Annotated in this window: 27 protein-coding genes; 9 read left to right on the forward strand and 18 right to left on the reverse strand. The window is 34.5% G+C overall.

What is annotated here, in order from left to right; translation table 11 throughout:
* Positions 1-20: 20 nt before the first annotated feature.
* Together AB674_RS22750 and AB674_RS05070 are read right to left on the reverse strand one after the other, a co-directional pair.
* Positions 21-185 carry a hypothetical protein gene (locus tag AB674_RS22750; protein ID WP_165579347.1) on the reverse strand — a complete coding sequence of 55 codons (165 nt, stop codon included), beginning with the start codon at positions 183-185 and terminating at the stop codon, positions 21-23.
* 133 nt (positions 186-318) lie between these two features.
* Positions 319-2709 carry a TonB-dependent receptor domain-containing protein gene (locus AB674_RS05070; RefSeq protein WP_053004200.1) on the reverse strand — a complete coding sequence of 797 codons (2391 nt, stop codon included), beginning with the start codon at positions 2707-2709 and terminating at the stop codon, positions 319-321.
* Positions 2710-3068: 359 nt separating this feature from the next.
* Here AB674_RS05070 and AB674_RS05075 point away from each other — a divergent pair, with 359 nt between their 5' ends.
* The 5 genes from AB674_RS05075 (at position 3069) to AB674_RS05095 (ending at position 7109) form a co-directional block, all read left to right on the forward strand.
* Positions 3069-3791, forward strand: coding sequence for a helix-turn-helix transcriptional regulator (locus tag AB674_RS05075; RefSeq protein ID WP_047774384.1), 723 nt, complete (start codon positions 3069-3071; stop codon positions 3789-3791).
* A 268-nt stretch (positions 3792-4059) separates the two neighbouring features.
* Positions 4060-4581, forward strand: a complete 522-nt coding sequence (locus AB674_RS05080; RefSeq protein ID WP_047774386.1) for a methyltransferase — start codon at positions 4060-4062, stop codon at positions 4579-4581.
* A gap of 94 nt (positions 4582-4675) precedes the next feature.
* Positions 4676-5524 carry a glycosyltransferase gene (locus AB674_RS05085; RefSeq protein WP_047774388.1) on the forward strand — a complete coding sequence of 283 codons (849 nt, stop codon included), beginning with the start codon at positions 4676-4678 and terminating at the stop codon, positions 5522-5524.
* Between the two features lie 77 nt (positions 5525-5601).
* Positions 5602-6348 (forward strand): MlaE family ABC transporter permease, encoded by a 747-nt coding sequence (locus tag AB674_RS05090; protein ID WP_047774390.1) that lies wholly within the window; start codon positions 5602-5604, stop codon positions 6346-6348.
* The gene (locus AB674_RS05095; RefSeq protein WP_047774391.1) at positions 6348-7109 is read left to right on the forward strand and encodes an ABC transporter ATP-binding protein; all 762 of its coding nucleotides are present in this window, start codon (positions 6348-6350) and stop codon (positions 7107-7109) included. The genes AB674_RS05090 and AB674_RS05095 overlap by 1 nt, the downstream gene beginning before the upstream one ends.
* Before the next feature lie 86 nt (positions 7110-7195).
* On the opposite strand, the gene AB674_RS05100 is transcribed toward AB674_RS05095, so the two are convergent.
* The 14 genes from AB674_RS05100 to AB674_RS05165 all read right to left on the reverse strand — a co-directional run bounded on the left by AB674_RS05100 (position 7196) and on the right by AB674_RS05165 (position 17280).
* Entirely contained in the window at positions 7196-7798 is a 603-nt protein-coding gene (locus tag AB674_RS05100) for a hypothetical protein (protein WP_047774393.1), read from the reverse strand.
* A gap of 100 nt (positions 7799-7898) precedes the next feature.
* A complete protein-coding gene (locus tag AB674_RS05105; RefSeq protein ID WP_047774395.1) occupies positions 7899-8504 on the reverse strand; it encodes a SprT-like domain-containing protein in 606 nt (201 codons plus the stop codon).
* Positions 8505-8815: 311 nt separating this feature from the next.
* Positions 8816-9169: a four helix bundle protein gene (locus tag AB674_RS05110; RefSeq protein WP_047774396.1), complete on the reverse strand. Its 354-nt coding sequence runs from the start codon at positions 9167-9169 to the stop codon at positions 8816-8818.
* Between the two features lie 27 nt (positions 9170-9196).
* Positions 9197-9874 (reverse strand): SDR family NAD(P)-dependent oxidoreductase, encoded by a 678-nt coding sequence (locus AB674_RS05115; protein WP_047774398.1) that lies wholly within the window; start codon positions 9872-9874, stop codon positions 9197-9199.
* A gap of 35 nt (positions 9875-9909) precedes the next feature.
* The gene (locus AB674_RS05120; protein WP_047774399.1) at positions 9910-10878 is read right to left on the reverse strand and encodes a M20/M25/M40 family metallo-hydrolase; all 969 of its coding nucleotides are present in this window, start codon (positions 10876-10878) and stop codon (positions 9910-9912) included.
* A 23-nt stretch (positions 10879-10901) separates the two neighbouring features.
* Complete coding sequence (locus AB674_RS05125; protein WP_047774401.1) at positions 10902-11561, reverse strand: hypothetical protein; 660 nt, start codon at positions 11559-11561, stop codon at positions 10902-10904.
* Positions 11562-11563: 2 nt separating this feature from the next.
* On the reverse strand, positions 11564-12598 hold the full coding sequence (locus tag AB674_RS05130; protein ID WP_047774511.1) for a D-alanine--D-alanine ligase: 1035 nt from the start codon (positions 12596-12598) through the stop codon (positions 11564-11566).
* Positions 12599-12609: 11 nt separating this feature from the next.
* Entirely contained in the window at positions 12610-13320 is a 711-nt protein-coding gene (locus AB674_RS05135; RefSeq protein ID WP_047774402.1) for an NRDE family protein, read from the reverse strand.
* Positions 13308-13796, reverse strand: coding sequence for a hypothetical protein (locus AB674_RS05140; RefSeq protein WP_047774404.1), 489 nt, complete (start codon positions 13794-13796; stop codon positions 13308-13310). Before AB674_RS05140 ends, AB674_RS05135 begins: the two co-directional genes overlap by 13 nt.
* Before the next feature lie 2 nt (positions 13797-13798).
* Positions 13799-14185 (reverse strand): DoxX family protein, encoded by a 387-nt coding sequence (locus AB674_RS05145; protein WP_047774406.1) that lies wholly within the window; start codon positions 14183-14185, stop codon positions 13799-13801.
* Positions 14186-14192: 7 nt separating this feature from the next.
* Complete coding sequence (locus AB674_RS05150; protein WP_047774407.1) at positions 14193-14651, reverse strand: YHS domain-containing (seleno)protein; 459 nt, start codon at positions 14649-14651, stop codon at positions 14193-14195.
* Between the two features lie 6 nt (positions 14652-14657).
* Complete coding sequence (locus tag AB674_RS05155) at positions 14658-15254, reverse strand: peroxiredoxin-like family protein (protein WP_047774514.1); 597 nt, start codon at positions 15252-15254, stop codon at positions 14658-14660.
* A 94-nt stretch (positions 15255-15348) separates the two neighbouring features.
* Entirely contained in the window at positions 15349-16026 is a 678-nt protein-coding gene (locus AB674_RS05160) for a Crp/Fnr family transcriptional regulator (RefSeq protein WP_047774409.1), read from the reverse strand.
* Positions 16027-16137: 111 nt separating this feature from the next.
* Positions 16138-17280: an acyl-CoA dehydrogenase gene (locus AB674_RS05165; RefSeq protein WP_047774411.1), complete on the reverse strand. Its 1143-nt coding sequence runs from the start codon at positions 17278-17280 to the stop codon at positions 16138-16140.
* Between the two features lie 492 nt (positions 17281-17772).
* Between AB674_RS05165 and AB674_RS05170 the strand changes: the two genes are divergently transcribed.
* The 3 genes from AB674_RS05170 to AB674_RS05180 all read left to right on the forward strand — a co-directional run bounded on the left by AB674_RS05170 (position 17773) and on the right by AB674_RS05180 (position 21236).
* The gene (locus AB674_RS05170; protein WP_047774413.1) at positions 17773-18348 is read left to right on the forward strand and encodes a chalcone isomerase family protein; all 576 of its coding nucleotides are present in this window, start codon (positions 17773-17775) and stop codon (positions 18346-18348) included.
* Positions 18349-18494: 146 nt separating this feature from the next.
* The gene (locus tag AB674_RS05175; RefSeq protein WP_047774415.1) at positions 18495-19721 is read left to right on the forward strand and encodes a Glu/Leu/Phe/Val dehydrogenase dimerization domain-containing protein; all 1227 of its coding nucleotides are present in this window, start codon (positions 18495-18497) and stop codon (positions 19719-19721) included.
* A 612-nt stretch (positions 19722-20333) separates the two neighbouring features.
* On the forward strand, positions 20334-21236 hold the full coding sequence (locus AB674_RS05180) for a hypothetical protein (RefSeq protein ID WP_047774416.1): 903 nt from the start codon (positions 20334-20336) through the stop codon (positions 21234-21236).
* Positions 21237-21300: 64 nt separating this feature from the next.
* On the opposite strand, the gene AB674_RS05185 is transcribed toward AB674_RS05180, so the two are convergent.
* Together AB674_RS05185 and AB674_RS05190 are read right to left on the reverse strand one after the other, a co-directional pair.
* Entirely contained in the window at positions 21301-21696 is a 396-nt protein-coding gene (locus AB674_RS05185; protein ID WP_047774417.1) for an ExbD/TolR family protein, read from the reverse strand.
* Positions 21697-21699: 3 nt separating this feature from the next.
* Complete coding sequence (locus AB674_RS05190; RefSeq protein WP_047774419.1) at positions 21700-22395, reverse strand: MotA/TolQ/ExbB proton channel family protein; 696 nt, start codon at positions 22393-22395, stop codon at positions 21700-21702.
* A gap of 131 nt (positions 22396-22526) precedes the next feature.
* Here AB674_RS05190 and AB674_RS05195 point away from each other — a divergent pair, with 131 nt between their 5' ends.
* The gene (locus AB674_RS05195) at positions 22527-23753 is read left to right on the forward strand and encodes a bifunctional folylpolyglutamate synthase/dihydrofolate synthase (RefSeq protein WP_047774421.1); all 1227 of its coding nucleotides are present in this window, start codon (positions 22527-22529) and stop codon (positions 23751-23753) included.
* Positions 23754-23888 lie beyond the last annotated feature (135 nt).

The raw sequence follows: 23888 nt of genomic DNA on the forward strand, positions 1-23888 counted from the left end.
CTCCCTCCAAAAAATTAAATTTAGACTCTTTCTATTGATCTTTCCCAAGTTGATCTGGAAAATCCAACAGCACGTGCTGTTGCTCCTGATAAATCAACTATATCTTTCAATCTGTTATTTTTAAATAACGATAAAGATTTAGTAAGCACTTCTTTGTCCTTTTTTGAAAATTTTGTCTTTTTCATGATTAAAATTATTAAAGTTTTAATTAATCAAAGTTTTAACACATTAGATTCGATTTGGTGTATCCTTGCAAGTATATTTTTATTTTTTTTCTGCATTATCAATTACAAAATGTTTAGTTTATAAATTCAAAAATTAGTTCGTTCTCTTTTTTTCTTCGTCATTACTAAATTTTTTCTTTTGCTCTTTAATTGACTTCCCAAAATTCCATACTAGCGAAAATCTTATTCTTTGTGAATCCCGATAATCAAAATTCTTTTGTGCTATACCATTTACCGTTTGTTCAAATATTCGTTTTTGCGTTCTGAATACATCCATGAAATTAACTGCAGTCTGCAGCTTCTTTTTAAAAAATAAAAAACTAAAACCCGTATCAAAATAATAAAACCCTGAAGCCTTATAACTCCCGACAACAGCAGGAGATTTGCAAACAAAATTTAATTCAGATTTAATCGTTTTCGATTTATTTAAAACAAAAACATTGATGGAATTAAAAGAGCACGTCCAATTTTCGATATTAGAAACAATGTCCGGAATCTCAGAAGTCGTTTTGGAATAATAAACATTCAGCTGATTGTTGCTCTCCCACCATTTCCATTTAGTAAACGTATAACTCTCCACCAGTCCAATACTCTTTTCTGTATAAAAATTAACCGGACGAACAACTTGCGTAACAGAACCCGGAGAAACATAAGCAAATTCGTCAAAACCGTTTTTCAGATAATACGCATAAACAGAAGTATACAGATTTTTATAGGTATGCGATAGTTCTATATTATCAGTAAAATAAGGCTGTAAAAAAGGATTACCTTCCGTATAATTAAAAGAAGAAGTATAAAATCTAAATGGATTTAACTTGGAGTACCCTGGCCGGTCGATCCTGCGATTGTAGTTAAATCCAAACGTATTGTCTTCAGCCAATTTATACGTTACATATAAGGTTGGGAAAAGCTTTAGATAATCGTTAGTATTGGCTTGGCTTAACGTTTCAGAAAATCCTTTTGTTTGTGTATTTTCTAATCTGAAACCCAGCTGCAGCTCCCATTTCTTAGTTAAGGTTTTATTTCCTGAAATATAAATCGCTTGTGTATTTTCCTTATAGTCGAAAATATTACTTTTTGACAAATCTAAAATGGGATGTAAATCGGTCGTATTAAAGTAAGAAACTTTACTATCACTATTGATAAAAGAAAGTTTTCCGCCAAAAGAAAGATTCACCCATTTCAAGGGTAACTCATAATCTATTTTACCAGAATAGATGTCAATATTTTGATTACTTAAATTATTTGCGGCAATATACCTTCCGGCAATTTCTGTTCCATCAGATAAAAAAGTATTGGTACTGAAACTATTGTTTAAATCCGAAGTGTATTTAAAATAATCTATATCAGCAGAAAGTTGCCTCCCGCTACTGTCGATTTTTGTTATGGTATGAAAATTTACTGAATGCATTTTCCGCTCCACTTCTAAACGGGAAGGAGTAATGATTAAAGAATCTAAAACAAAGTTATTATTGGTAATCGAAGAGTTATTTACGCCTTTACGAATAGGCTTGCTTAATACTCCCGAATATTGTACCCCCATAACGGTCTTTGAGCTAATTTGGTAATCTACTGTAAATCCTCCACTCAAACTGTTTTGAAGGCTTCTTACTTTGTTGGTTTCAAACCAGGTATAATTGGGGTAAAATATTGTATATTCCTGATATGGGGCGGTGCTACCATTGCTGTAATTAACATTCGAAGTAATTGTTACTTTATCCTTTTGATAGTTTAATCCTCCTCCAAAATTTTCTAAAGGATACTTGGCTTGCGAATAGGACGTTTTTAAATTACCGCTCACACTATTTCCTTTTGCCTTTTTTAGTTTGATATTTACAATTCCACTATTGCCCTCTGCATCGTATTTCGCAGGTGGATTAGAAATAACTTCTATACTTTTGATGTTATCCGAAGGAATTGATTTTAAAAACACAATCAAATCTTCTCCCGAGAGTTTTATGAACCTATCATCGATCATTACAGACATTCCGCTTTTGCCAATCATAGCAATTTGATCCTCTTCTACTCTTAGCCCGGGAGTTATTTTCAAAGCGTCAATCGCATCACCTCCACTGGCAGAGACAGAATTCTCTACATTAAAAACCAACCTGTCTACTTTTCGCACTATAAGTTTTTTCTTTGAAGTAACGGTAACTTCCTGAAGTTGTTGCTGATTTTCAACTATTCTAATTTCACCTATATTTAAATCGTGATCAAGGTTAAGTCTCTGTTTATGTACCATTTTACCAAATTCTTTTATAAGCATTAGATATTCTCCTTTAGCTATCGTAACTGTAAAATCCCCATCAATCCCTGTTAACTCACTTTTTACTAGCACACAGTCTTTATCTTGAAACTGTACTTCCAATAATTCTAACGATTTATTATTCTGATTTTTAACCTTCCCGCTTATCTTTACCTGTGCCAATACTTTATATGGTAGGAAAACTGTTAAAAACAACACTAAAAAATATCCTTTATTCATTCCTTAGTTATTATACTTTTAATAAACAATTTGAAATCATAGCATCACATAAAGAAAAAAATGTATTTCATACCTTTTTTGAACAATGATGGTTAAAATAATTAAGTACTAACTTAATTTTGCAAAAAAGTAGCTTTTAACTTACTTAATACAAATTAAGGGAATAAATTCCTACAAATAAAACAAAAAATGTTAATTAAAAGTTATATTTACAAAAGTAATTACCTACAAAAATACAATCCTCATACAGCTTTACAAATTCAGTAGTGTAATGAAAAGATTACGGAACATTTTTTTTAACTTTCAACTGTTTAAAATTTCCATATTTTTAAAATTAAAATCTATCGACTATATAAAAAATGGACAACAATAACGATACGAAACGACTTTCCAGACTAACTGCAATTCTCTTACAATTGCAAACGAAACGACTTATAGCAGCATCAGAATTGGCTTCCAGATTTTCAGTAAGTACCAGAACCATTTATCGTGACATAAAAGCATTAGAACAGGCCGGTGTTCCCATAGTGACAGAAGAAGGAAAAGGGTATACTTTAATGGAAGGGTACAGAATTCCGCCCGTAATGTTTACCGAAAGCGAGGCCAACGCTTTAATCACAGCCGAGCAATTGATTCTGAAAAACAAAGACGCTTCCTTTGTCAAAGAATACTCCGGAGCCATCAATAAGATAAAAGCGGTTTTACGAAACGACACCAAAGACAAAGCTAATTTACTTTCCAACCGGGTGCTGTTCAGACAAAATATTGACAACGACCGCACGAGCAATTATCTATCGACGCTTCAATTAACATTGACCAATTTTAACCTAGTCAACATAAGCTATTTTTCGCCCGACAATAACCAAACCACCCAAAGAATCATTGAACCTTTTGCAATTTACTCCACTCAGGAAAATTGGTTGCTCATTGCATTTTGCAGATTAAGAAAGGAATTCAGATCCTTTCGCCTAGACCGAATCGAAAGTTTGTTTGTGACGGATCAAACATTTGAACCTCACAAAATCACCTTTGAAGAATACATTCAATCGTGTAGAAAAAGCATTCCCACACCCTTGACATAAGGTTGTCACAACCACATTCTAAATTTACCTTGTTATTAACTGTAACCCCTTGGGTGCAATTGATTTTAGCATTCACGGAAAAAAATAGTATGACGGTGATGCTGCCGAGGTAGAAACTTTTATATCGGTAAAAGAATAAAAACAGCAAATCAAAAAACACTGCATGCCCTCCTTTTTAGATGCGGGCATTTCATTTTCGTATCAGCTAAAAACGCAAAAGAAGAAGATATCTTTGTATATTTGCACCTTTGCCGATAAAAAATAAAAAATGTACGAAAAAACGTTTCCAAATAAAAGATTCAAACTTACTTTAGAATTTTTACAAAAACACATTACTACAGCTGAAACAATTTTGGATTTAGGAGTAGAAAATCCTTTTTCTAAAATCATGAAAGAGGCTGGATTTGCAGTCAAAAACACTACCGGAGAAGATTTAGATTTAGACCAAGCTGTTTTTAAAAACGAAAAAACGGATGTTGTAACGGCATTCGAAATCTTCGAACATTTATTGAATCCGTTTACTATTTTAAACGAAATAAAATCAGACAAACTGCTAATTTCTATCCCAATGCGTTTGTGGTTTTCCCCGGCATACCGTAGCAAAACCGATATGTGGGACAGACACTACCACGAGTTCGAAGACTGGCAGCTGGACTGGTTACTGGAAAAAGCAGGCTGGAAAATTATCGACAGACAGAAATGGACTAATCCTGTAAAGAAATTTGGTATACGACCACTACTTCGCAGTTTTACCAATAGATATTATATTGTTTATGCTGAAAGAGCATAGATAATAAATTCCAAATTTTTAAAATTCCAAATTCCAATTTTCGCAACTTCAGTTGGAATTTGGAATTTAGATTTTGAAATTTTATAAAAAGTATATGAATTATTACATCGTCATTCCCGCGCATAACGAACAAGAACTTATTGGTCTGACTTTGCAGTCTTTGATTTCGCAAACCGTTTTACCTAAAAAGGTGGTGGTTGTAAATGACAATTCTACCGATAAAACAGAAGAAATTGTTTTAGAATTTGCGAAAGAAAACCCGTTTATTTCTGTTGTGAATAAAACTTCAGATGCCATACATATGCCCGGAAGTAAAGTAATTCAAGCTTTTCAAAAGGGTTTTGAGACTTTAGATTCCGATTACGATATTATTGTAAAAATAGATGGTGATTTGATTTTTCCTCCTAATTATTTTGAAACTGTTATAACGCACTTTCAATCGGATGCAAGAATCGGAATGGCCGGAGGATTTTGTTACATCGAAAAAAATGGCGATTGGGTACTTGAAAACCTAACCGACAAAGATCATATTCGTGGTGCCTTGAAAGCGTATCGAAAAGAAACTTTCCAACAAATCGGTGGATTAAAACCTGCCATGGGCTGGGACACCGTAGACGAGTTGTTATGTAAATTCTATAATTGGAAAGTTGTAACAGATGCGTCGCTACACGTAAAACACCTTAAGCCAACCGGGGCAAATTATAACAAAACAGCGCGCTACAAACAAGGCGAAGCTTTTTTTACCCTTGGATACGGTTTTTGGATCACCGCAATTGCATCGGCTAAACTGTCGATGATGAAGAAAAAACCACTTTTATTTTTTGATTATATTAAAGGATATTGGAAAGCTAAAACTGCCAAAACACCTTTATTGGTCACTCCCGAACAAGCTAAATTCATTAGAAATTATCGTTTACAGAAAATGAAAGAAAAGCTTTTTTAAGCCAAACCTTAAAAAACTCTAAACTGAAACTCTAAACTGTAAACTAATCCTTAATTTAGCCAATATTTGTAAAAACTATGATGCTCATTCGTTATTTATCCCAAATAGGAAAATATTTTTTAATGCTGAAAGAAATTTTCAACAAACAGACCAAATGGCCTGTAATGAAAAAATTAATCTTCAAAGAAATAGACGATCTAATTATTGACTCTCTCGGAATTGTATGTTTTATCTCTTTCTTTATTGGAGGGGTTGTTGCCATTCAGACCGCATTAAATTTAACTAATCCGTTAATTCCAAAATATTTAATTGGTTTTGCTACACGTCAATCCGTAATTCTGGAGTTTGCTCCTACTTTTATTTCTGTTATTATGGCAGGAAAAATGGGATCTTACATCACTTCCAGTATTGGTACAATGCGTGTTACAGAACAAATCGATGCGTTGGAAGTTATGGGGGTTAATTCCTTAAACTATCTTGTTTTCCCTAAAATAGTAGCCTTATTAATGTATCCTTTCGTAATCGGAATTAGTATGTTTTTGGGTGTTTTTGGTGGATGGTTAGCTTGTGCTTATGGAGGATTTTCGACCAGTCAGGATTTTATTCAAGGTGCTCAAATGGAATTTATTCCTTTTCATATTACTTATGCTTTTATCAAAACTTTGATTTTTGCCATGTTACTAGCTACAATCCCTTCTTTTCATGGTTACTATATGAAAGGTGGCGCACTTGAAGTTGGTAAAGCTAGTACGGTATCGTTTGTATGGACATCGGTTTGTATTATTCTTTTTAATTACATATTAACTCAATTATTATTAGGATAATGATAGAAGTAAAAAACATAGAAAAATCATTTGGTGACAGTAAAGTTTTAAAAGGGGTTTCGACCGTTTTTGAAACCGGAAAAACCAACTTAATCATTGGACAAAGTGGATCCGGAAAAACGGTTTTATTAAAAACATTATTAGGAATTCATACTCCTGACTCGGGAACTATCGAATTTGACGGACGTGTTTATTCGGCATTAGATCCGGATGAAAAAAGAGAATTAAGAACTGAAATTGGAATGGTTTTTCAAGGAAGTGCTTTATTCGATTCGATGACTGTTGCAGAAAATGTGGCGTTCCCTTTGAGAATGTTCACCAATGACAATAAAACAAAAATTAAAGAACGTGTTGATTTTGTTCTGGAAAGAGTAAACTTAGTTGATGCGCATCAAAAACTTCCTTCCGAAATTTCGGGTGGAATGCAGAAGCGTGTGGCCATTGCCCGTGCAATTGTAAACAATCCTAAATACTTGTTTTGTGACGAACCAAACTCAGGTCTGGACCCGAACACCTCAACTTTGATAGACAACCTAATTAAAGAAATTACCGAAGAATACAATATCACAACCGTAATCAATACGCACGATATGAACTCGGTAATGGAAATTGGAGAGAACATCGTTTTCCTCAAAAAAGGACTAAAAGCATGGCAGGGAACAAAAGAAGAAATCTTCAGAACAGACAATAAAGACATCGTAAAATTTGTTTACTCGTCTAATCTGTTCAAAAAAGTAAGAGAAGCTTATTTAAAAGGGTAAACCTTTTTAAATTCCAAAAAATATAAATCCCAAATTCCAATCTTAAAAGCTGGAATTTGGGATTTTTTTATTGGAATTTAATACTTCTAGTATTTTTTGCTGAGGCCGAAACCTACTGATACTCCTACTCCTGCAAAGCTGTAGGTGCCGATATGTCCGAATAGTTTAACACCTACACTTGGTATCATGGCATTGTAGATTAGTTTGGATTTCTTTTTTCTGTAGAACCATTTATAGTTTGCCTCAAAGGGAACAGCCCAAAAATTCTCGTAATGCGCGAAACGATTGCCATCGATATCTTTAACAGCCAGTTCTAAATTGTTATAACTTATTCCGGTAGAAACACTATACGAATGATTGTCCATTAGCCAGCGTCTACCGTATAACAAGGCATACTCGCTATTGTCCTCTGATTTATAATAGGCAGGAAATACTATTACAATATTTGACTTTCTCGTATAGCCAGCCGAATTGGTATATCTAAAACTAAACAGACTTTTTCCGGACTGATAATTCAATTCAACACCACCCGAAACCCCAACATTCTTAACCACCGACGGACCACCAAAACCCTCTATATAAATAATAGGATTTGAGTCTTCTTTTAGTTTAACATCACTTGTTTGCTGACTAAACATGGAATTCGAAAGAACAAATGCAAGAACAATTTTAAGTGTTTTTTTTACCACAATCTTTTATTAAAGGTTAAATCATATTGACAAAATGACAATACAAAAATCCCAAATTCCAACCGTAAAATTTGGAATTTGGGATTTAAATTATTGGGATTTAATTGCCACTCGGCAGTAACTCTACCTCAGCGTTTGGATTAAACAGATACATTTTTCCGGAACTTAACTCGATGCATTCAAAACGTTTGGTTCGTACGGCAAGTTTTTTAAATACCTTTCCGTTTTTAATTCTGAAAACACTTCCGTATGGGATCTCAAAAACATAGTTTTTGTCGTCTCTGGCATCGTATTGCTTCAAAGCCAGTGACAAAGTAGTATCGGTATCGCTACTGGCGCTAGGGTTCTTAAAATGCCTTGCTAACAGCGGCAACAAATGACCGGGGAATATTTCGGGACGAATAAACGGCACCATCAAACGTTGAAACGAATATTTCCATTCATTCCCATGAGGTTTTATATTTCGTCCAAACTTTTCAAAGGCGACCAAATGCGCAATTTCATGAACCAGCGTAATCAAAAAACGATACTTATTCAGACTTGCATTTACCGTGATTTCATGTTTACCACTCAGTCCTCGTCTGTAATCTCCATGACGCGTTTGACGCTCATTTACGATTTTCAGATGAACCTGATTGGCAACAATCAATTCAAAAACAGGCTTTACAGCATGTTCCGGTATATATCTGGCTAAAGTTTCGTTCAAAATTAGTTATGAGTTATAAGTTATGAATTATGAGTTTTTCTTGCATGAAATTTTGATGCTCTTAATAATTTTTAGCACTTCATCATATTCTTTTTTTGTGATTGATAATTTATAATTTAAAAAAAAAATCGCTTTTTACACTAACACCCTCTCGTACATTCTGCCTTCGATAAAAGTAACATAGCGTAAAAATTGCTTGCTCATGACAAAATTCTTTTCTTTCGGATATGAACCACTTACAAGAATCCATCTTTCTTATTGCTAACTCAAAACTTTTAACCTTCACAATGCTTTCACTCATAACTTATTAACTATAAGTTTTTTTTGGACGTAATTATGATACTTCTAATAATTTTCAGCACTTCGTCACATTGCTTATGAATTGAATCGAATTCGGCTAAAGAGATGTAATCTGTTTCTCTTAAGATTTCAAGCCAGTACATAGATTCGTCGCATTCTTTTTGTGCGATTGATAATTTATGAATAAAATCAGGTTTGCTTTGTGCATTAACAGCTTCACGGACATTGGCTCCGACAGAAGTAACAGATCGCAAAAATTGCTTGCTCATAACAAATTCTTTCCTTTCGGATACAAACCACTTATAAAAATTAACACCTCTTATTGCTAACTCAAAACTTTTAACCTTCACAATGCTTTCACTCATAATTCATAACTTATAACTCATAATTATTTACGGATTCGTTGAAGAAACTTCTAAAACTTTTCCGTTAAAGTATTTATTTCCGTTTAGGGTAAAATCATAAATATAAGTGGCCATTCCTTCTGCTGAAATTGGTGCCTGATATCCCGGGAAAGCTTCTTGTAACATTTCAGTCTGAACAGAGCCTAACGCCAATACGTTAAATGAAATCCCTTGTTCTTTATACTCTTCCGCCAATAACTCTGTCAACGTAATTACTGCACCTTTACTGGAACTATAAGCAGCCAGACCTGCGAATTTCAAACTACCGCGAACACCACCAATCGAACTAATGGTTACGACGTGGCTTCCCTTCCCAAGAAAAGGCAAACAAATTCGGGTAAGATTTGCTACTGCAAAAACATTCACCTTATAGATACTTTCAAAATCTGCTTGTGTGGTTTCTGCGAAAGGCTTTAGCAACAAAGCACCTGCGTTATGTACCAAAGCATCCACTTTCTTCCAGGTTGATGAAAGAAAATCTTCCACTTTATATAATTCTGACTCGTTTGATAAATCGACTGATAAACACGTTACATTTTCATGCTCCAGAAGTGCCTTGGGTACTTTTCTGGAAATAGCCAATACCTTGTTACCGGCATTTGCAAACTGCAAAGCCAATTCATAACCGATACCTCTACTCGTTCCTGTTATAATAATATTTTTCATGAAGCAAAAATAAGCAAAACCCTTAAAAAGAAGGGTTATTTAGTCATGGTAATTTCTTGTGTTTTAGAATCGGTAATTTTAGTTACGGCAGGAAGAAATTCTTGTATAAAGGCAGTCATGTGTGGAATATCCATCGCTTTGAATTCATCTGAAGGGTGATGATAAAACTCAAAATTCTCAAAATCGAAAGTACTTATGGACTGACAAGGCTTCTTGAAAACGTCATAAAACGAGTAGTTATCAGATCTGTAAAACAATTCATATTCAGCTTCTTTTGGAAGGAAACCAATTGTTTTTTTACCTGTATACTCATTTATTTTTTGAGCCATATTCGATTTATCAAAACCGGTAATGTAAGCCAAATAATCTCTTTTCATTGGCACACCGATCATCTCGATATTTAACTGGGCATACAAATTGAAGTTTTGCACTTTTAGTTTTTGCACTAAACTTTTAGACCCTAACAATCCTTTTTCTTCTCCGGCAAAAAACACGATAAGAATACTGCGTTTATTAGATTTCGTTTTACTGAAATACTTTGCCATTTCGGCTACAGCAGTTACTCCCGAAGCATCATCGTTTGCTCCATTGTTTATATTGTCTCCTTGTTTGCTTTTATCGATACCGATGTGATCATAATGAGCACTCAAAACCACAAACTCTTTTTTAAGTTCAGGATCAGTACCTTCCAGAACTCCAACAATATTAAAAGCCGGCGAATCAAAATTCGTCAATGTATCGCGATAGGTTTTAAAATAGGGCTTTACATTGTTTTTCTTTAAAAAGTCTTCCAGAAAAACAGCTGCTTTGTTAATTCCTTCCGTTCCGGTATCACGGCCTTCTAATTCGTCAGAAGAAAGATATTTCAAGAAATCCGAAACATCGGTCTGATTGACCTTATAGCCAGTCTCAGTTGGTTTTGAAGCTGTATTGGCTACAGTTGCATTAGTAGATTTACAAGAAAGCAAAACAAATGGAAGAAGAAGAAAATACAGTTTTTTCATGAATAGAATTTTAGCTTTAGAAGCTAGAATTCCAAAGCGGTTGATTTAAAATATTTTTTGTACACTTTAAATACCTGAATACCTCCCAGAACAATAAAAAACAACGGAATAAAAACAGGCATTACATACTTTGAAAATGGATTTGCTTTTTGAAAAACAGTCTGTAAAATTAAAATCAAACTTAACATTCCTAAAAACACACCTACCAAAGTTCCTGCAATATAATAATATTTTAACTTCTTTTCCGTAGTGATAAATTTTGCATTCACTAAATACAAATTCCAACTGGTCCAGAAGGGTAACTGTAAAAAATTAAAACAGTTTAAGATAACTCCAATTACAAATGGGGAGTACATTAAATATTGATTCAAATTGTTATTCACTCCGGAAGTTTGTTTTGAATTGGCGTAAAACAAATAAGCCAGAACAAACATAAAACCAACTGCAAAAAAATCAATAATTTTCATCAGTTTTCTGTTTTCTACCAATCGTTTTGCGAAAAGCAGTGTAAAATAAATCACAAAAGTTTCTACAAAAACGACACCGAACAAAAACAAAATCAGATTATCGAGCCCTGATTTGGAATAGATTTCCAAACCAGCCAGATTGAGGTAGCCCAATGGAATTGACCCGATAAAACTTACCAGAAATCCGACAGCCATATTTTGCGCCCTCTTTAACATCCTTAAAAATTTAGAATTTTACTGTTTTGAACCTGATGCAAACGGTATTGTTCCATACCGTCTTTATGAGGTAAATAGTCAAAACCTCTTTTATGATTAGCAGCACTTATCTCATACATATAAGTAATGTGACGTGCGAGTTCTTTCCAGGCAAACCAAATAGAATGTTTCGGGTCATAAATATGAGTTGGCTCACTTGCCGCACCATTTAATTCGACAATTTGAAAATTCTCGCCTCTTTCCAGCTCTTCAAAAGTGTTGTACATAATATCAAATCTTCCAAAATAAAACTCGGGAATCTCCGCACAAATTTTATTCATAGTCTCCGTTAATTGGGGTGTAATCCAATGACTGCCATCTAAAAATTTGGCTCCGCGGGCATGATTCCCAAATGGGACTAAATTTAAGGATTCACCATTTGCCAAAGTATGCTGTAACAAATCGCCATATTCTTCCTGCAAAGCTTCCAATTGCAATTCAAACCTTGGCGTTTGGCGAATTAAATCTTCAATGGTAGAAACTCCATCTCCAATTACAATTAAAAATTCTTTAGAAACAATTCCGGTAATTTTACCTTCTTTTTCGTCCGGATGACGAACATAAAAGATTCCTACTTCATTTTCAAACAAAATCAAATCTTGCAGTAAAAAGTCGAAATTGGCTTTTTCTACATACTTTTTCAACTCCGAAACAGTGTATATTTTTTTTACCCCCGAACCACGTAAACCAATATCCGGCTTCGCTATAAAGGGAAAGTAAATTCCTTTTTCGACAACCTCAGCAACAATTTTCTCCAAATCGGTATTCTCTTTTACCAGCATCGTTTTAGGATAATACCTATTGGGAAGCAAATCATAAATCTGTTTTTTACTGTCCATGATAAATCCTCCATTTCTAATATTTGGATTTGATGCACTAAAGAAAAAAACAGATCGTGCCTTGATTGCATAGAAGCCCCAAAGAAAATAAATGGGGATGTATATCACCTGAAATGGCCAATACTCCCAATTTGTGATTTTATGATAGAATAATTTCATATTAGACATCTTTAAATACTAATAAATGTGTTAGAAAATTGCTTATCGTCGACTAAGTCATGATAGGCTATAACGCCTTTGTTCTGCTCTATAAGAACCTGAGTAATACTTAATGTTTTTAAAGTATTCTCTCTATTTATCACCAAACCATTTTCAGAATCATCGTCTTCTGTATTCCGGTGAAATTCGAGCATATCTGCGGTTGAAATTTCTTCTCTTCCTCTTAAAAAATCAAAAAACCAACCCGATCGTTTCTGCCGGATCGAATCAGAATACAAGGTTACGGACGACCATATGTGATTTTGATTTTCATCTAATTGGGTCCTTCTTTTGGTTATCCCATCCCAGATCAATTCGTATAGCTTTTTTTCCTGATACAACACCAAGGTAAAGGGCTCTATATCCTCCAGATTGATCTCTTGCCAAAAATCCTTGGGAGAATCACTGCAAATAACATCCAATGCAATTAACCCTCGGCTCTTTCGATATAAAAACTGATTTTTATGCTTGGTGATTCCTCCGTTTAAAAGTACTAAAACAGTTCCCTTGGCATCTACTACAAACCAAGTTCCACCGGCTTTCGGGTCTTTCGGGTACATCACATTTTTGCCGTTACAGGTATAAGTTCTGGGTGGAATTGCACTTGGCCGAATCACTTGCTCATCCCGATTAGATGTTATAATAACCGTTCCGTTATGAGATACAAAACTTACTGTACACATTGATTTCTATAGGCTATGGTAGAACGCGCTACACCAAAATTTTCATCCAGTAAAATATCCTCAATTGGTAAAACGGCCACTTTAATCAAAGCCTGATGGTGAATACAATGTTCTAAATTGTATAGCAATTCTCTGTAATAATTACTTTGAATTCGGAACACCAATCCATCAATCATTTGTTCTAAGTAGAGTATTTTGTTCTCTTTTCTTAAACCGGATTTAACATCCAGAATAGACTGTTTTGCAAATTCTATTTCGGTTTGGATTCTTTTATTTCGTTCTCGATTATCATAATTCAAAATCCCGGAATCGTAGCTATTTTCAAGGCATTGAAACATTTCGAGGATATGACGGGTATGCTCACCTATACTTGAGTTGCTTAGCGCCTCGCAAGGTTTGGAGTAGGACTGATCTGATAATTGAGTCAACAAATTTGTCAACTCTTCTAAACTGTGGTTGATTGATTTTAGTAGCATAATTATTTCGTTTTTAAAAGGTTAATAATTATATTTCTATTTTGATAAAGCAATATCAGGCAACATAACAATGTAATCAGAGCAAGAGAAAAAAGAAAACCTCCATCTCCTTTTACTTCAATTCCTAAAACAAATAAATGCGAAAAAACAGCACCTGTCATAACGCCACATCCGCCTAAAGCTCCAAGCCACGTTGTTTTAGGAATTAAAATTAAGATTGCAACAATCAGTTCGGCAATTCCGGATCCGATTCTTCCGTAAGGTTCAATTCCCAAAGTCGAGAAAATATACACACTTTCGGGCGCAGCAGTAAACTTAAAATATAAGGTTTGCAATAAAATAGCCGAAGCAATTATTCGTAAAATCCAGGCAATTTGTTCCGTTTTCATGAGCTCTCTATTTATATACTTTTTTCCAGTTAACTTCAGCCTTAGCTTTCAAATTGGCCTCGTCTTTGTTCCAACTTTTTAGTGTATTGTTAAAATAAGCGTTGTAAAACAAATACAATTTTCCGTTTGAGATTTTAAAAGTTTCAGGATTTATATCCACTTTATCCCCATCACTTCCCATTGCATAAGCACACCAACCACCAAACTGAGGCTCATAAACAGCAGGATTTTTTATAAAAAGATCTTTATTCGCTGCCGAGATAAACTTATACACAACTCCCATATATGAAGTTACGAAATCATTGTTACCCTTTAACGCTTTTTTTTGCACAAAGTAAGCTACAGGATCATAGCCTTGAATCGCTACTTTTTTTTCTAAATTATACTGAGAAACTCGTTTTGCTTCTTCTTGTGAAAAAGAGGAAATCGAAGTAAAAACTAATAGTAATACAATTAACTTTTTCATCTTATTTTATTTTAGGTTTTTTAAAACTGAAAGTAATAATTCCGATGATATCCTGTTTTTGTAGTCCGGAGAGATGTATTCGAATAAAATAACACCTTCAGTATCTACAACAAAAACAGATGGAACAGGCAAAAAGTCCTTGTTCACCCCATTAGAATGTACGTTAATAACTGATTTATAGTTTTGCGGAGCTTTGTAAGAAATTCCGAATGCACTACTTAATTCTCCTTTTGAGTCAGACAGCAAAGTATATTTTACTTTATCTTTTCCTTCGGTAATTTTCAGATTCTCGGCAGAATCAGGACTTACTGCAATAACCTGATATCCTTCGGCTAAAACCTGATCTTCTATCTGAGCCAGATTAGCTAAATGCAGATTACAGTAAGGGCACCAGCCTCCACGGTAAAAAACCAAAACGGTTTTCTTTTTTCCAACTAAATCAGAAAGACGAACGTCTTTGTTATCTGCTGATTTTAAAGTTTGGTTTGGAATTTTCTCTCCAATCAATAAGGGCGAAATATCGGTTGCTGTGTTTGCAACTGTATTTTGTGCACTAGCGATAGTACTAAACGTTACGAATAGAATAAAAAGTGTTTTCTTCATTAGTTCCATAGTTTTTCATCTTTTATGATGATGTAAAACTACTTAAGAATGAAAAAGCAAAATGTCAGCTAATTTACACTTGAGGTAAAATAATCTATAATTGTGTAATATCCTGTATAATAATCTCTTTTCGGGTATAACTTAAAAGATGATTGGTTTCCATCTCATTGAGTAATTGCGTGGCAGTTTGTCTTGAAGTACAGATAATCTGAGCAATATCACTTTGGGTCAGATAATTTTCGATCGCGACCGATTTACCGTCAACAACGCCTTCTTTTTCTGCCCAGTCTTTTAAAAACTGATACAGTCTTGTTTTCGCATCTTTTGAAATTAAATTGGCATAACTGTTTTTGATGCGTTTCATTTTTAAACCAACAAACTTAGTATAGGAAAGTGCCAAGTTTGGATTTCTCAATAATAAATCTTCGAAATCCGAAAGCAGGAAACTGCAAATGGCAACATCATCAGAAAGTACTTTTGCATATTCGTTGTCTTTATCATCTGTTTCTAAAGTTAACTCCCCAAACAAATCTCCTTTCTGGATAATGTCTTTTATCGTTTCGTTTCCTTCTTCATCAACCGCAACAATTTTGATGGTTCCTTTTTTAAGTAAAAAAATACGGGGCACTTCTGATGAAGAAAAATAAATAATTTCTCCCTTGGAAGCTTTTTTAAAACCGGTGATAATACACAATTGTTTGATCTGTCCAAAGCTCAAAGTTCGGAACAATTTATGATCTCGCAAATACCAATATTTTAATTCTTCATACATAATCAACAAATTCTAGTATTGTAAATGTAGTTAAATTTTTTCCTCAAAAACAAAACCCTTTTGAAGCCTGAACTTCAAAAGGGTTTTTTATATGAATTAATTTACGAAAAATTATCCTGCGATAACGGCTCTCGAAATTACTATTTTCTGAATTTCTGAAGTTCCTTCATAGATCTGGGTAATCTTAGCATCACGCATAAAACGTTCTACGTGATATTCTTTCACATAACCGTTTCCACCATGAATCTGAACGGCTTCAACAGCGGTATCCATTGCCACTTGCGAAGCAAAAAGTTTAGCCATAGCACCACTTACATCATAGTTTTTATGCTGATCTTTGTCCCAGGCTGCTTTCATACACAAATGACGAGCCGCTTCAATATTCACCGCCATATCTGCCAATTTAAAAGCAATTGCCTGATGGTTACAGATTTCTGTTCCGAAAGCTTTGCGTTCTTTTGAATATTTTAAAGCCAGTTCGTAAGCACCTGAAGCAATACCCAAAGCTTGAGAAGCAATACCGATACGACCACCGGCTAACGTTTTCATAGCAAATTTAAATCCGAAACCATCTTCACCAATTCTGTTTTCTTTAGGAACTTTTACATCACTAAACATTAATGAGTGTGTATCAGAACCACGGATTCCCATTTTTTGCTCTTTTGGACCAATTGAAAACCCCGGCATGTCTTTGGTCATAATCAAAGCGTTGATTCCTTTGTGTTTCAACTCAGTATTTGTCTGAGCAATTACCAAATATACAGAAGCAGTGTTTCCGTTTGTGATCCAGTTTTTTGTTCCGTTTACCAGATAATGGTCTCCCATATCAATAGCTGTAGTTTTTTGTGAAGTTGCATCACTACCGGCTTCCGGCTCACTTAAACAAAAAGCACCGTGAATTTCACCTGAGGCTAAACCCGGTAAATATTTTTGTTTTTGCTCTTCCGTACCAAACTCCTGCAATCCCCAGCAAACTAATGAATTGTTTACTGACATTACTACAGAAGCGGATGCATCAACTTTAGAAATCTCTTCCATCGCGATTACATAAGAAATAGCATCTAAACCACTTCCTCCGTATTTCGGATCAACCATCATTCCCATGAAACCCAATTGTCCCATTTTTTTTATTTGCTCTGTCGGAAAAATTTGTTTTTCGTCACGTTCGATAACACCCGGCAACAATTCGTTCTGAGCAAAATCTCTTGCAGCTTGTTGAATCATTAAGTGTTCTTCGGTAAGATTGAAATCCATAGTCTTGTTTTTTTGTTTTTTTCTTATTCTTTTTACTAAACCAAATTCAAATCATCAGTTTAGGTGGTATTGTTTGTGTTTTTATTTAATTGCTTTTTTCTCAAAGAAAGGCTTCCAAAGATAATTTTTAAATACGAATTAACAATGCATGCATATCTTTTTAAGATATTATCGCAATTCACGATAACGATTTCGTAAAAATATTAAATTTTAAACCTCCTTATCCCATTTTTTCAACATTTTCTTCAAAAATTAAGAATTAAAGTATGGATCAAAAAAGGCATTTTCCAAAAATCTTAAATTATTATAATCTCAAAAACACAAACCCAGTAAAAACGCCTATCTCAACGTAAAACAAGTCTTACTATTTTGATTTTGAATCCCCTACAAATACAGTAAAATAAATTTCCTTAAAAAAAATATTCGTCATAAATAGCCAAAAATTATAAATTACGTTATTTTTGCCCTCAAAAATTAAATTATTGATAGCGTATGAAAAAGATTTTACTAGCATTAACATTACTTTTAAGTTTACAATTTTCTACTGTTTCTGCCCAGTCTCAGTTAGATGTTAATGGTGTTACAGTACCAAGAAAAATAGACTTTCAAAATAAATCTTTGCAACTTAATGGTGCAGGCGGAAGATCAAAAATGTGGACGGAAGTTTACGTACAAGCCTTATATTTATCTCAATTGAGTCAGGATCCAAAATTCATTATTGACAGTGACACCGAAATGGCGATCCGAATAGAAATTACTTCTTCATTGGTTTCTTCCAACAAACTTACTAAAGCAATGAATGCCGGTTTTGAAAAATCAGCAGGGAACAATTTCGAAGAATTACGACCAAGAATTGAGGATTTCAAAAAACTTTTAAGTGATGTTATTACTGAAAAAGATGTTTTTATATTGGCTTACAATCCATTTGACCAAACCATAAATGTATACAAAAATGAAGTCTTGAAAGGAAAAATCCCTGGATTTGATTTCAAAAAAGCATTCTTCGGAATCTGGCTTTCTGACAAACCAGTTGATGAAACCTTAAAGAACAACTTACTTGGGAAATAAAAATTTCTAAGTTTTTATACCATTTTAAAGCCGGAAACTACATCGTTTTCGGCTTTCTTGTTTTGTTTAAATAAAATTGCCTCCAAATACATTATTCGCATTATTCTATTTTATACTTTTACGCAAAATAAACATACGACAACAAAATGAAAGATTTATTACAACAATTTGAAAATAAAGAACCTGAAATTGTTTTTAACTGGAAAGATTCTGAAACAGAGGCAGAAGGTTGGACAGTAATTAATTCACTTCGTGGAGGAGCCGCAGGTGGAGGAACAAGAATGAGAAAGGGCTTAGACATGAATGAAGTTTTATCATTAGCCAAAACCATGGAAGTTAAATTCTCCGTTTCGGGCCCTGCAATTGGTGGTGCTAAATCCGGAATTAACTTTGATCCTAACGATCCTCGCAAAAAAGGAGTTTTACAACGTTGGTACAAAGCCGTTTCGCCTTTATTAAAAAGTTACTACGGTACTGGTGGAGATTTAAATGTTGATGAAATCCATGAAGTAATCCCAATGACAGAAGAATGTGGTGTATGGCATCCGCAGGAAGGTGTTTTCAACGGACACTTCAAACCAACCGAAGCTGATAAAATCAATAGAATTGGTCAATTACGTCAAGGTGTTATTAAAGTAATTGAGAATCCTAAATTCTCACCTGATGTTACTCGTAAATATACTGTTGCTGACATGATCACCGGTTATGGTGTTGCTGAAGCAGTTCGTCATTTTTACACTACATACGGTGGTGATGTAAAAGGCAAAAAAGCAATCGTTCAAGGATTTGGAAATGTTGGTTCTGCAGCTGCTTTTTACTTAGCAGAAATGGGAGCTAAAGTAATCGGAATTATTGATCGTGACGGAGGATTAATCAAAGAAGAAGGTTTTTCTTTTGAAGAAATCAGAAGTTTGTTCTTAAACAAAGACGGTAACAAACTGGTAGCTGAAAACATGATTCCTTTTGAAGAAATCAACTCTAAAATATGGACAATTGGTGCGGAAATCTTCACTCCTTGTGCTGCTTCTAGATTGGTAACTCAAGCTCAGATTGACGGTTTAATTGCAAACGGATTAGAAGTTATTTCTTGTGGAGCGAATGTACCTTTTGCTGACAAAGAAATTTTCTTCGGTTCAATTATGGAGCAAGTAGACAGCAAAGTAAGTTTGATTCCTGATTTTATTTCAAACTGTGGAATGGCAAGAGTTTTTGCTTACTTCATGGAGAAAAAAGTTCAAATGACAGATGAGGCGATCTTCAATGATACTTCAGATATTATAAAAAATGCGATTGTAAAAGCGCATGCTTTAAGTCAATCTAAAACAAATATCAGCGCAACTGCTTTTGAAATTGCATTGAAACAATTAGTATAATTTTTCTATACTTCATTCTAAACGAATCAAACGAGATTTTCTAATCTGTTTGATTCGTTTTTTTTTTATGTTCTTTTGGCTCACACAGATTTGGCAAATTAAGCGGATTCTTTTTCTCTTTCCTCAATCCGAAATCAAATAAAATCTGCTCCATCTGCCAAATCTGCGTGCTAAAACATTATACGAAAATCGCCTGTTATACCTTTTAATCCAAAACGAATCAAACATCTTTAAATTTGTTTGGTTCGCTTTTTTATGTTCATTTGACTCACGCAGATTTGGCAGATTAAGCGGATTATTTTTCTCTTTCTCAATCCAAAATCAAATAAAATCTGCTCAATCTGCCAAATCTGCGTGCTAAAACAGCCACTCATACCCTTTTCATAAACAAATCAAACCTCCTTAAATCTGGTTGGTTTGCTTTTTGCCACAGATTTTAAAGATTAAAAAAAAATTATAAAGCTTTGGATTTTGCCTCTAAACTTAATCAAAGACCTCTATTTAACACTTTGATGAACTTTACGTTTAAATTCTATACTCCCTTTAATTACAAACAATTTTTAGTACTTTTAAGCGTTTTTATTTAATACAATTACAAAATTCAGAATCAAAATGACTTCTACGGATTCTTCAGATAAAAAGAAATCACTACTCCTCTCGACTGCTATATATGCGGCATTATTGCTATTGCTGTTTTTCATCCGTTTTTGGCCTCCTTATAATCCGGAAAACAATGTTGCACTTGCTGCCGGTGGCGGAGGTGGTGGCGTAACTGTCAATTTTGGAGACAGTGATTTAGGCTCGGGTGCAAATTACAAAAGCGAGGTTCTCGAAGTCAAAAACGAAGCCAAACAAACTCCTGCAAAAGCAACTCCGGAAGAAGCTATTATCACACAGGAAAACACCTCAACAGATGAAAGTGTCGTAATTCCAACAAAAGAAAAACCTAAAAAAAATACTCCTGTTGAAAAACCAACAGTAAAACCCGTACCGGAAAAACCAAAAGTTTCCAATTCGACTAATGATGCTTTATCCAGCATCTTAAAAGGATCAAACAAAGGTGGTGACGGAAATGATAAAACAGCCGGAAACAAAGGAAAATCCACAGGAAGTTTAGGCTCCAATGGCTATTACGGCGATGGAGGTTCGGGTGGAGGGACCGGAGGTGGTCACGGAACCGGAAGCGGCATCGGTACTGGAAGTGGCTACGGAGCTGGAAGCGGCGGAGGCTCCGGCGGTGGATCGGGTTATTCCCTTGGAAACCGAAAAGCATTATCTAAACCTAAACCAAATAGTGAATGCAGCAATGAAACAGGGACAATAGTTGTACAAATCACCGTTGATAAAAATGGTAATACTATCAGTGCCATTCCAGGAGTAAAAGGAACTACAATTACTGCTAAATGTTTAAGAGAACAGGCTAAAATGGCCGCTATGAACACTAAATGGGATGCTAACAGTAATGCTCCGACAAAGCAAACTGGAACAATTACTTACAATTTCAGTTTAAACTAAAAAAAAACAAACCTGACAGGTTTTTGAAACCTGTCAGGTTTGTTTTTTTTATACGTTACCTCAGTTATTTAGGACTTGTAGCAATCACAAACTTCAAATTATTCTTGACTCCTATCTGCAACACATCAACTAAATCCTGTACTTGTAAATTAAACGGAATACGAACTACAACCGTTTGTTGTTTGTCTGCTCCTATTTTTGACATTAAAGAGGTTTCCAGATTTTCAAAATCTACCGGTTCTTTGTCTATATAAAACTTTTTATCTTCTGTAACCGACAAACTAATCAGTTGTTTGTTTGTTTTTTCATTGGCTTTCGCTTTAGGCAGCGTCATTTTAATAACATTCGGATTTGCAAGTGTTGAGATAATCAGGAAAAACAACAGCAGGAAAAACATAATATCACTTAATGACGATGTTGCCACCTCAGCATGAAATCTTCTTTTTCTTTTAATAGACATAGCTTATGCTCTTTGAATTATATTGACAAATTCTAATATCTGTTTTTGAATTTTTAAAGCAAAATCATCAATTTTTCCGTTCAATAAATGGTAAGCACTATAGGCAATAATACCCACGATTAATCCGGATCCACTACTGATCATTTTTTCGTACAAACCTCCCGAGATATTACCAATACTAATATTTTCCGTAACCGAAATGCTATAGAAAATCTTAATAACTCCCGAAATAGTTCCAATAAAACCTAAGGTTGGCGCAATACCGGCGATAAGTCCTAAGTGACCTAAACGTCTTTCCATCTCACCAATTTCAATATCGGCAGCACGATCCATATTCGATTCGATCTCGGCAATAGGTCTTCCAATCACCAGTACACCTTCTTTCAGGATATTGCCGGCAGCAGTATTACTTCTTTCCACAATTGTTCTGGCCAATTCAATATTTCCAGCATTCAGTTTATCGCCTACATCCTGCATCAATCGATTGTCAATCTTAGAAGCCTTACTGATATACAAATAGCGCTCTATAATAACATAAAAAGTATAAAACAATAAAAGGGCAATTGGGATCAGAAAAAAACCTCCTTTTAAGATAAATCCTAAAACTGAGATTTCCGTATTTGGAGCAATTTTTTCGACAACTAAACCAGATGCGGCATTTGCAATAGTATCAGTTTGTAATTGAATGAGGCTAAACATATTTTAATTCTTGTTTTTAATAATTAATTCTAAAAAATATTTCAATTTTGCACTAAAGATAATTTTCATTGTAGTATTAAACTAAAAAAAAGGGAAATTATTTCAATTCAACACCATTTTATCCAAACAAAATGAACTATCAAGAGACTACAAATTGGATGTTTAACCAATTGCCCATGTATCAGCTTCAGGGCGCATCGGCATACAAAGAAGATTTAACTAATATCAAGTTACTTGCGGAACATCTTGGCAATCCGGAACGTCAATTAAAATGCATTCATGTTGCCGGAACGAACGGCAAAGGCTCTACATCACATATGCTGGCTTCGGTACTACAGGAAGCCGGATACAAGGTTGGATTGTACACTTCACCACATCTAAAAGATTTCAGAGAAAGGATCAGAATAAACGGCATCGAAATTTCAGAAGATTTTGTTTGTGCTTTTATCGCCAAACACAAAAGTTTCTTTGAATCTAACGATATGAGCTTCTTTGAAATGTCGGTTGGATTGGCATTTGATTATTTTGCATCTGAAAAAACAGATATTGCCATCATTGAAGTCGGCCTTGGCGGACGTCTTGATGCCACCAATATTATCACGCCACTAGTTTCTGTTATCACCAATATAGACTTAGATCACACACAATTTTTAGGAAATACTCCGGCAGCCATTGCCGGTGAAAAAGCAGGAATCATAAAACCAAACGTTCCTGTTGTTATTGGGGAATACACTTCGGAAACTCAACCTGTTTTTTTAGCCAAAGTCAAAGAAAAAAATGCTCCGATATACTTTGCATCTGATTTGATCCAGGATGTTTTTCCATCTGATTTAATTGGTGATTATCAATTTCACAATAAAAAGACAGTACAGCAAACGATAGCGGTTTTAAACAATCAAAACGAATTTAAAATTACGGTTGAAAATTTAAAAAGCGGACTATTAAACGTCAGTAAAAATACCGGACTCCAAGGAAGATGGCAGCAGTTGGGCGAAAATCCGAAAATAATTTGCGATACCGCGCACAACAAACACGGACTGGCAGTTGTCATGAACCAGATTCAAAAGGAGACTTTTGATACGCTTCATATTGTTTTGGGTGTTGTAAACGACAAAGATCTCGACTCTATTTTACCTCTTTTCCCCAAAAAAGCACAGTATTATTTCTGTCGACCGGATTCGTCGAGAGGTTTAAGTACGGAGATTTTACAAAATGAAGCAAAAAAATACGATTTACAGGGCGAAAAATACGACACAGTTGCAGCCGCTTTTTCTAAAGCAAAGCAAAATGCCTCCCAAAATGATTTTATTTATGTTGGAGGAAGCACTTTTGTCGTTGCCGAATTGCCTTTGAATTAAGAAAAACTGAAATGCTGGTAAAAATTCAAAATTTTCACGTTCTATAATAAATTCAACACCAGCGGTATATAAAATTTCAAGAAAAAACTTTAAAATTTTACGGGATTTTCTTTGCAGAACTCAAAAACAAGAGTA

This window comes from Flavobacterium sp. ABG (assembly GCF_001027725.1).
GTDB classification, from domain to species: Bacteria; Bacteroidota; Bacteroidia; order Flavobacteriales; family Flavobacteriaceae; genus Flavobacterium; species Flavobacterium cupriresistens.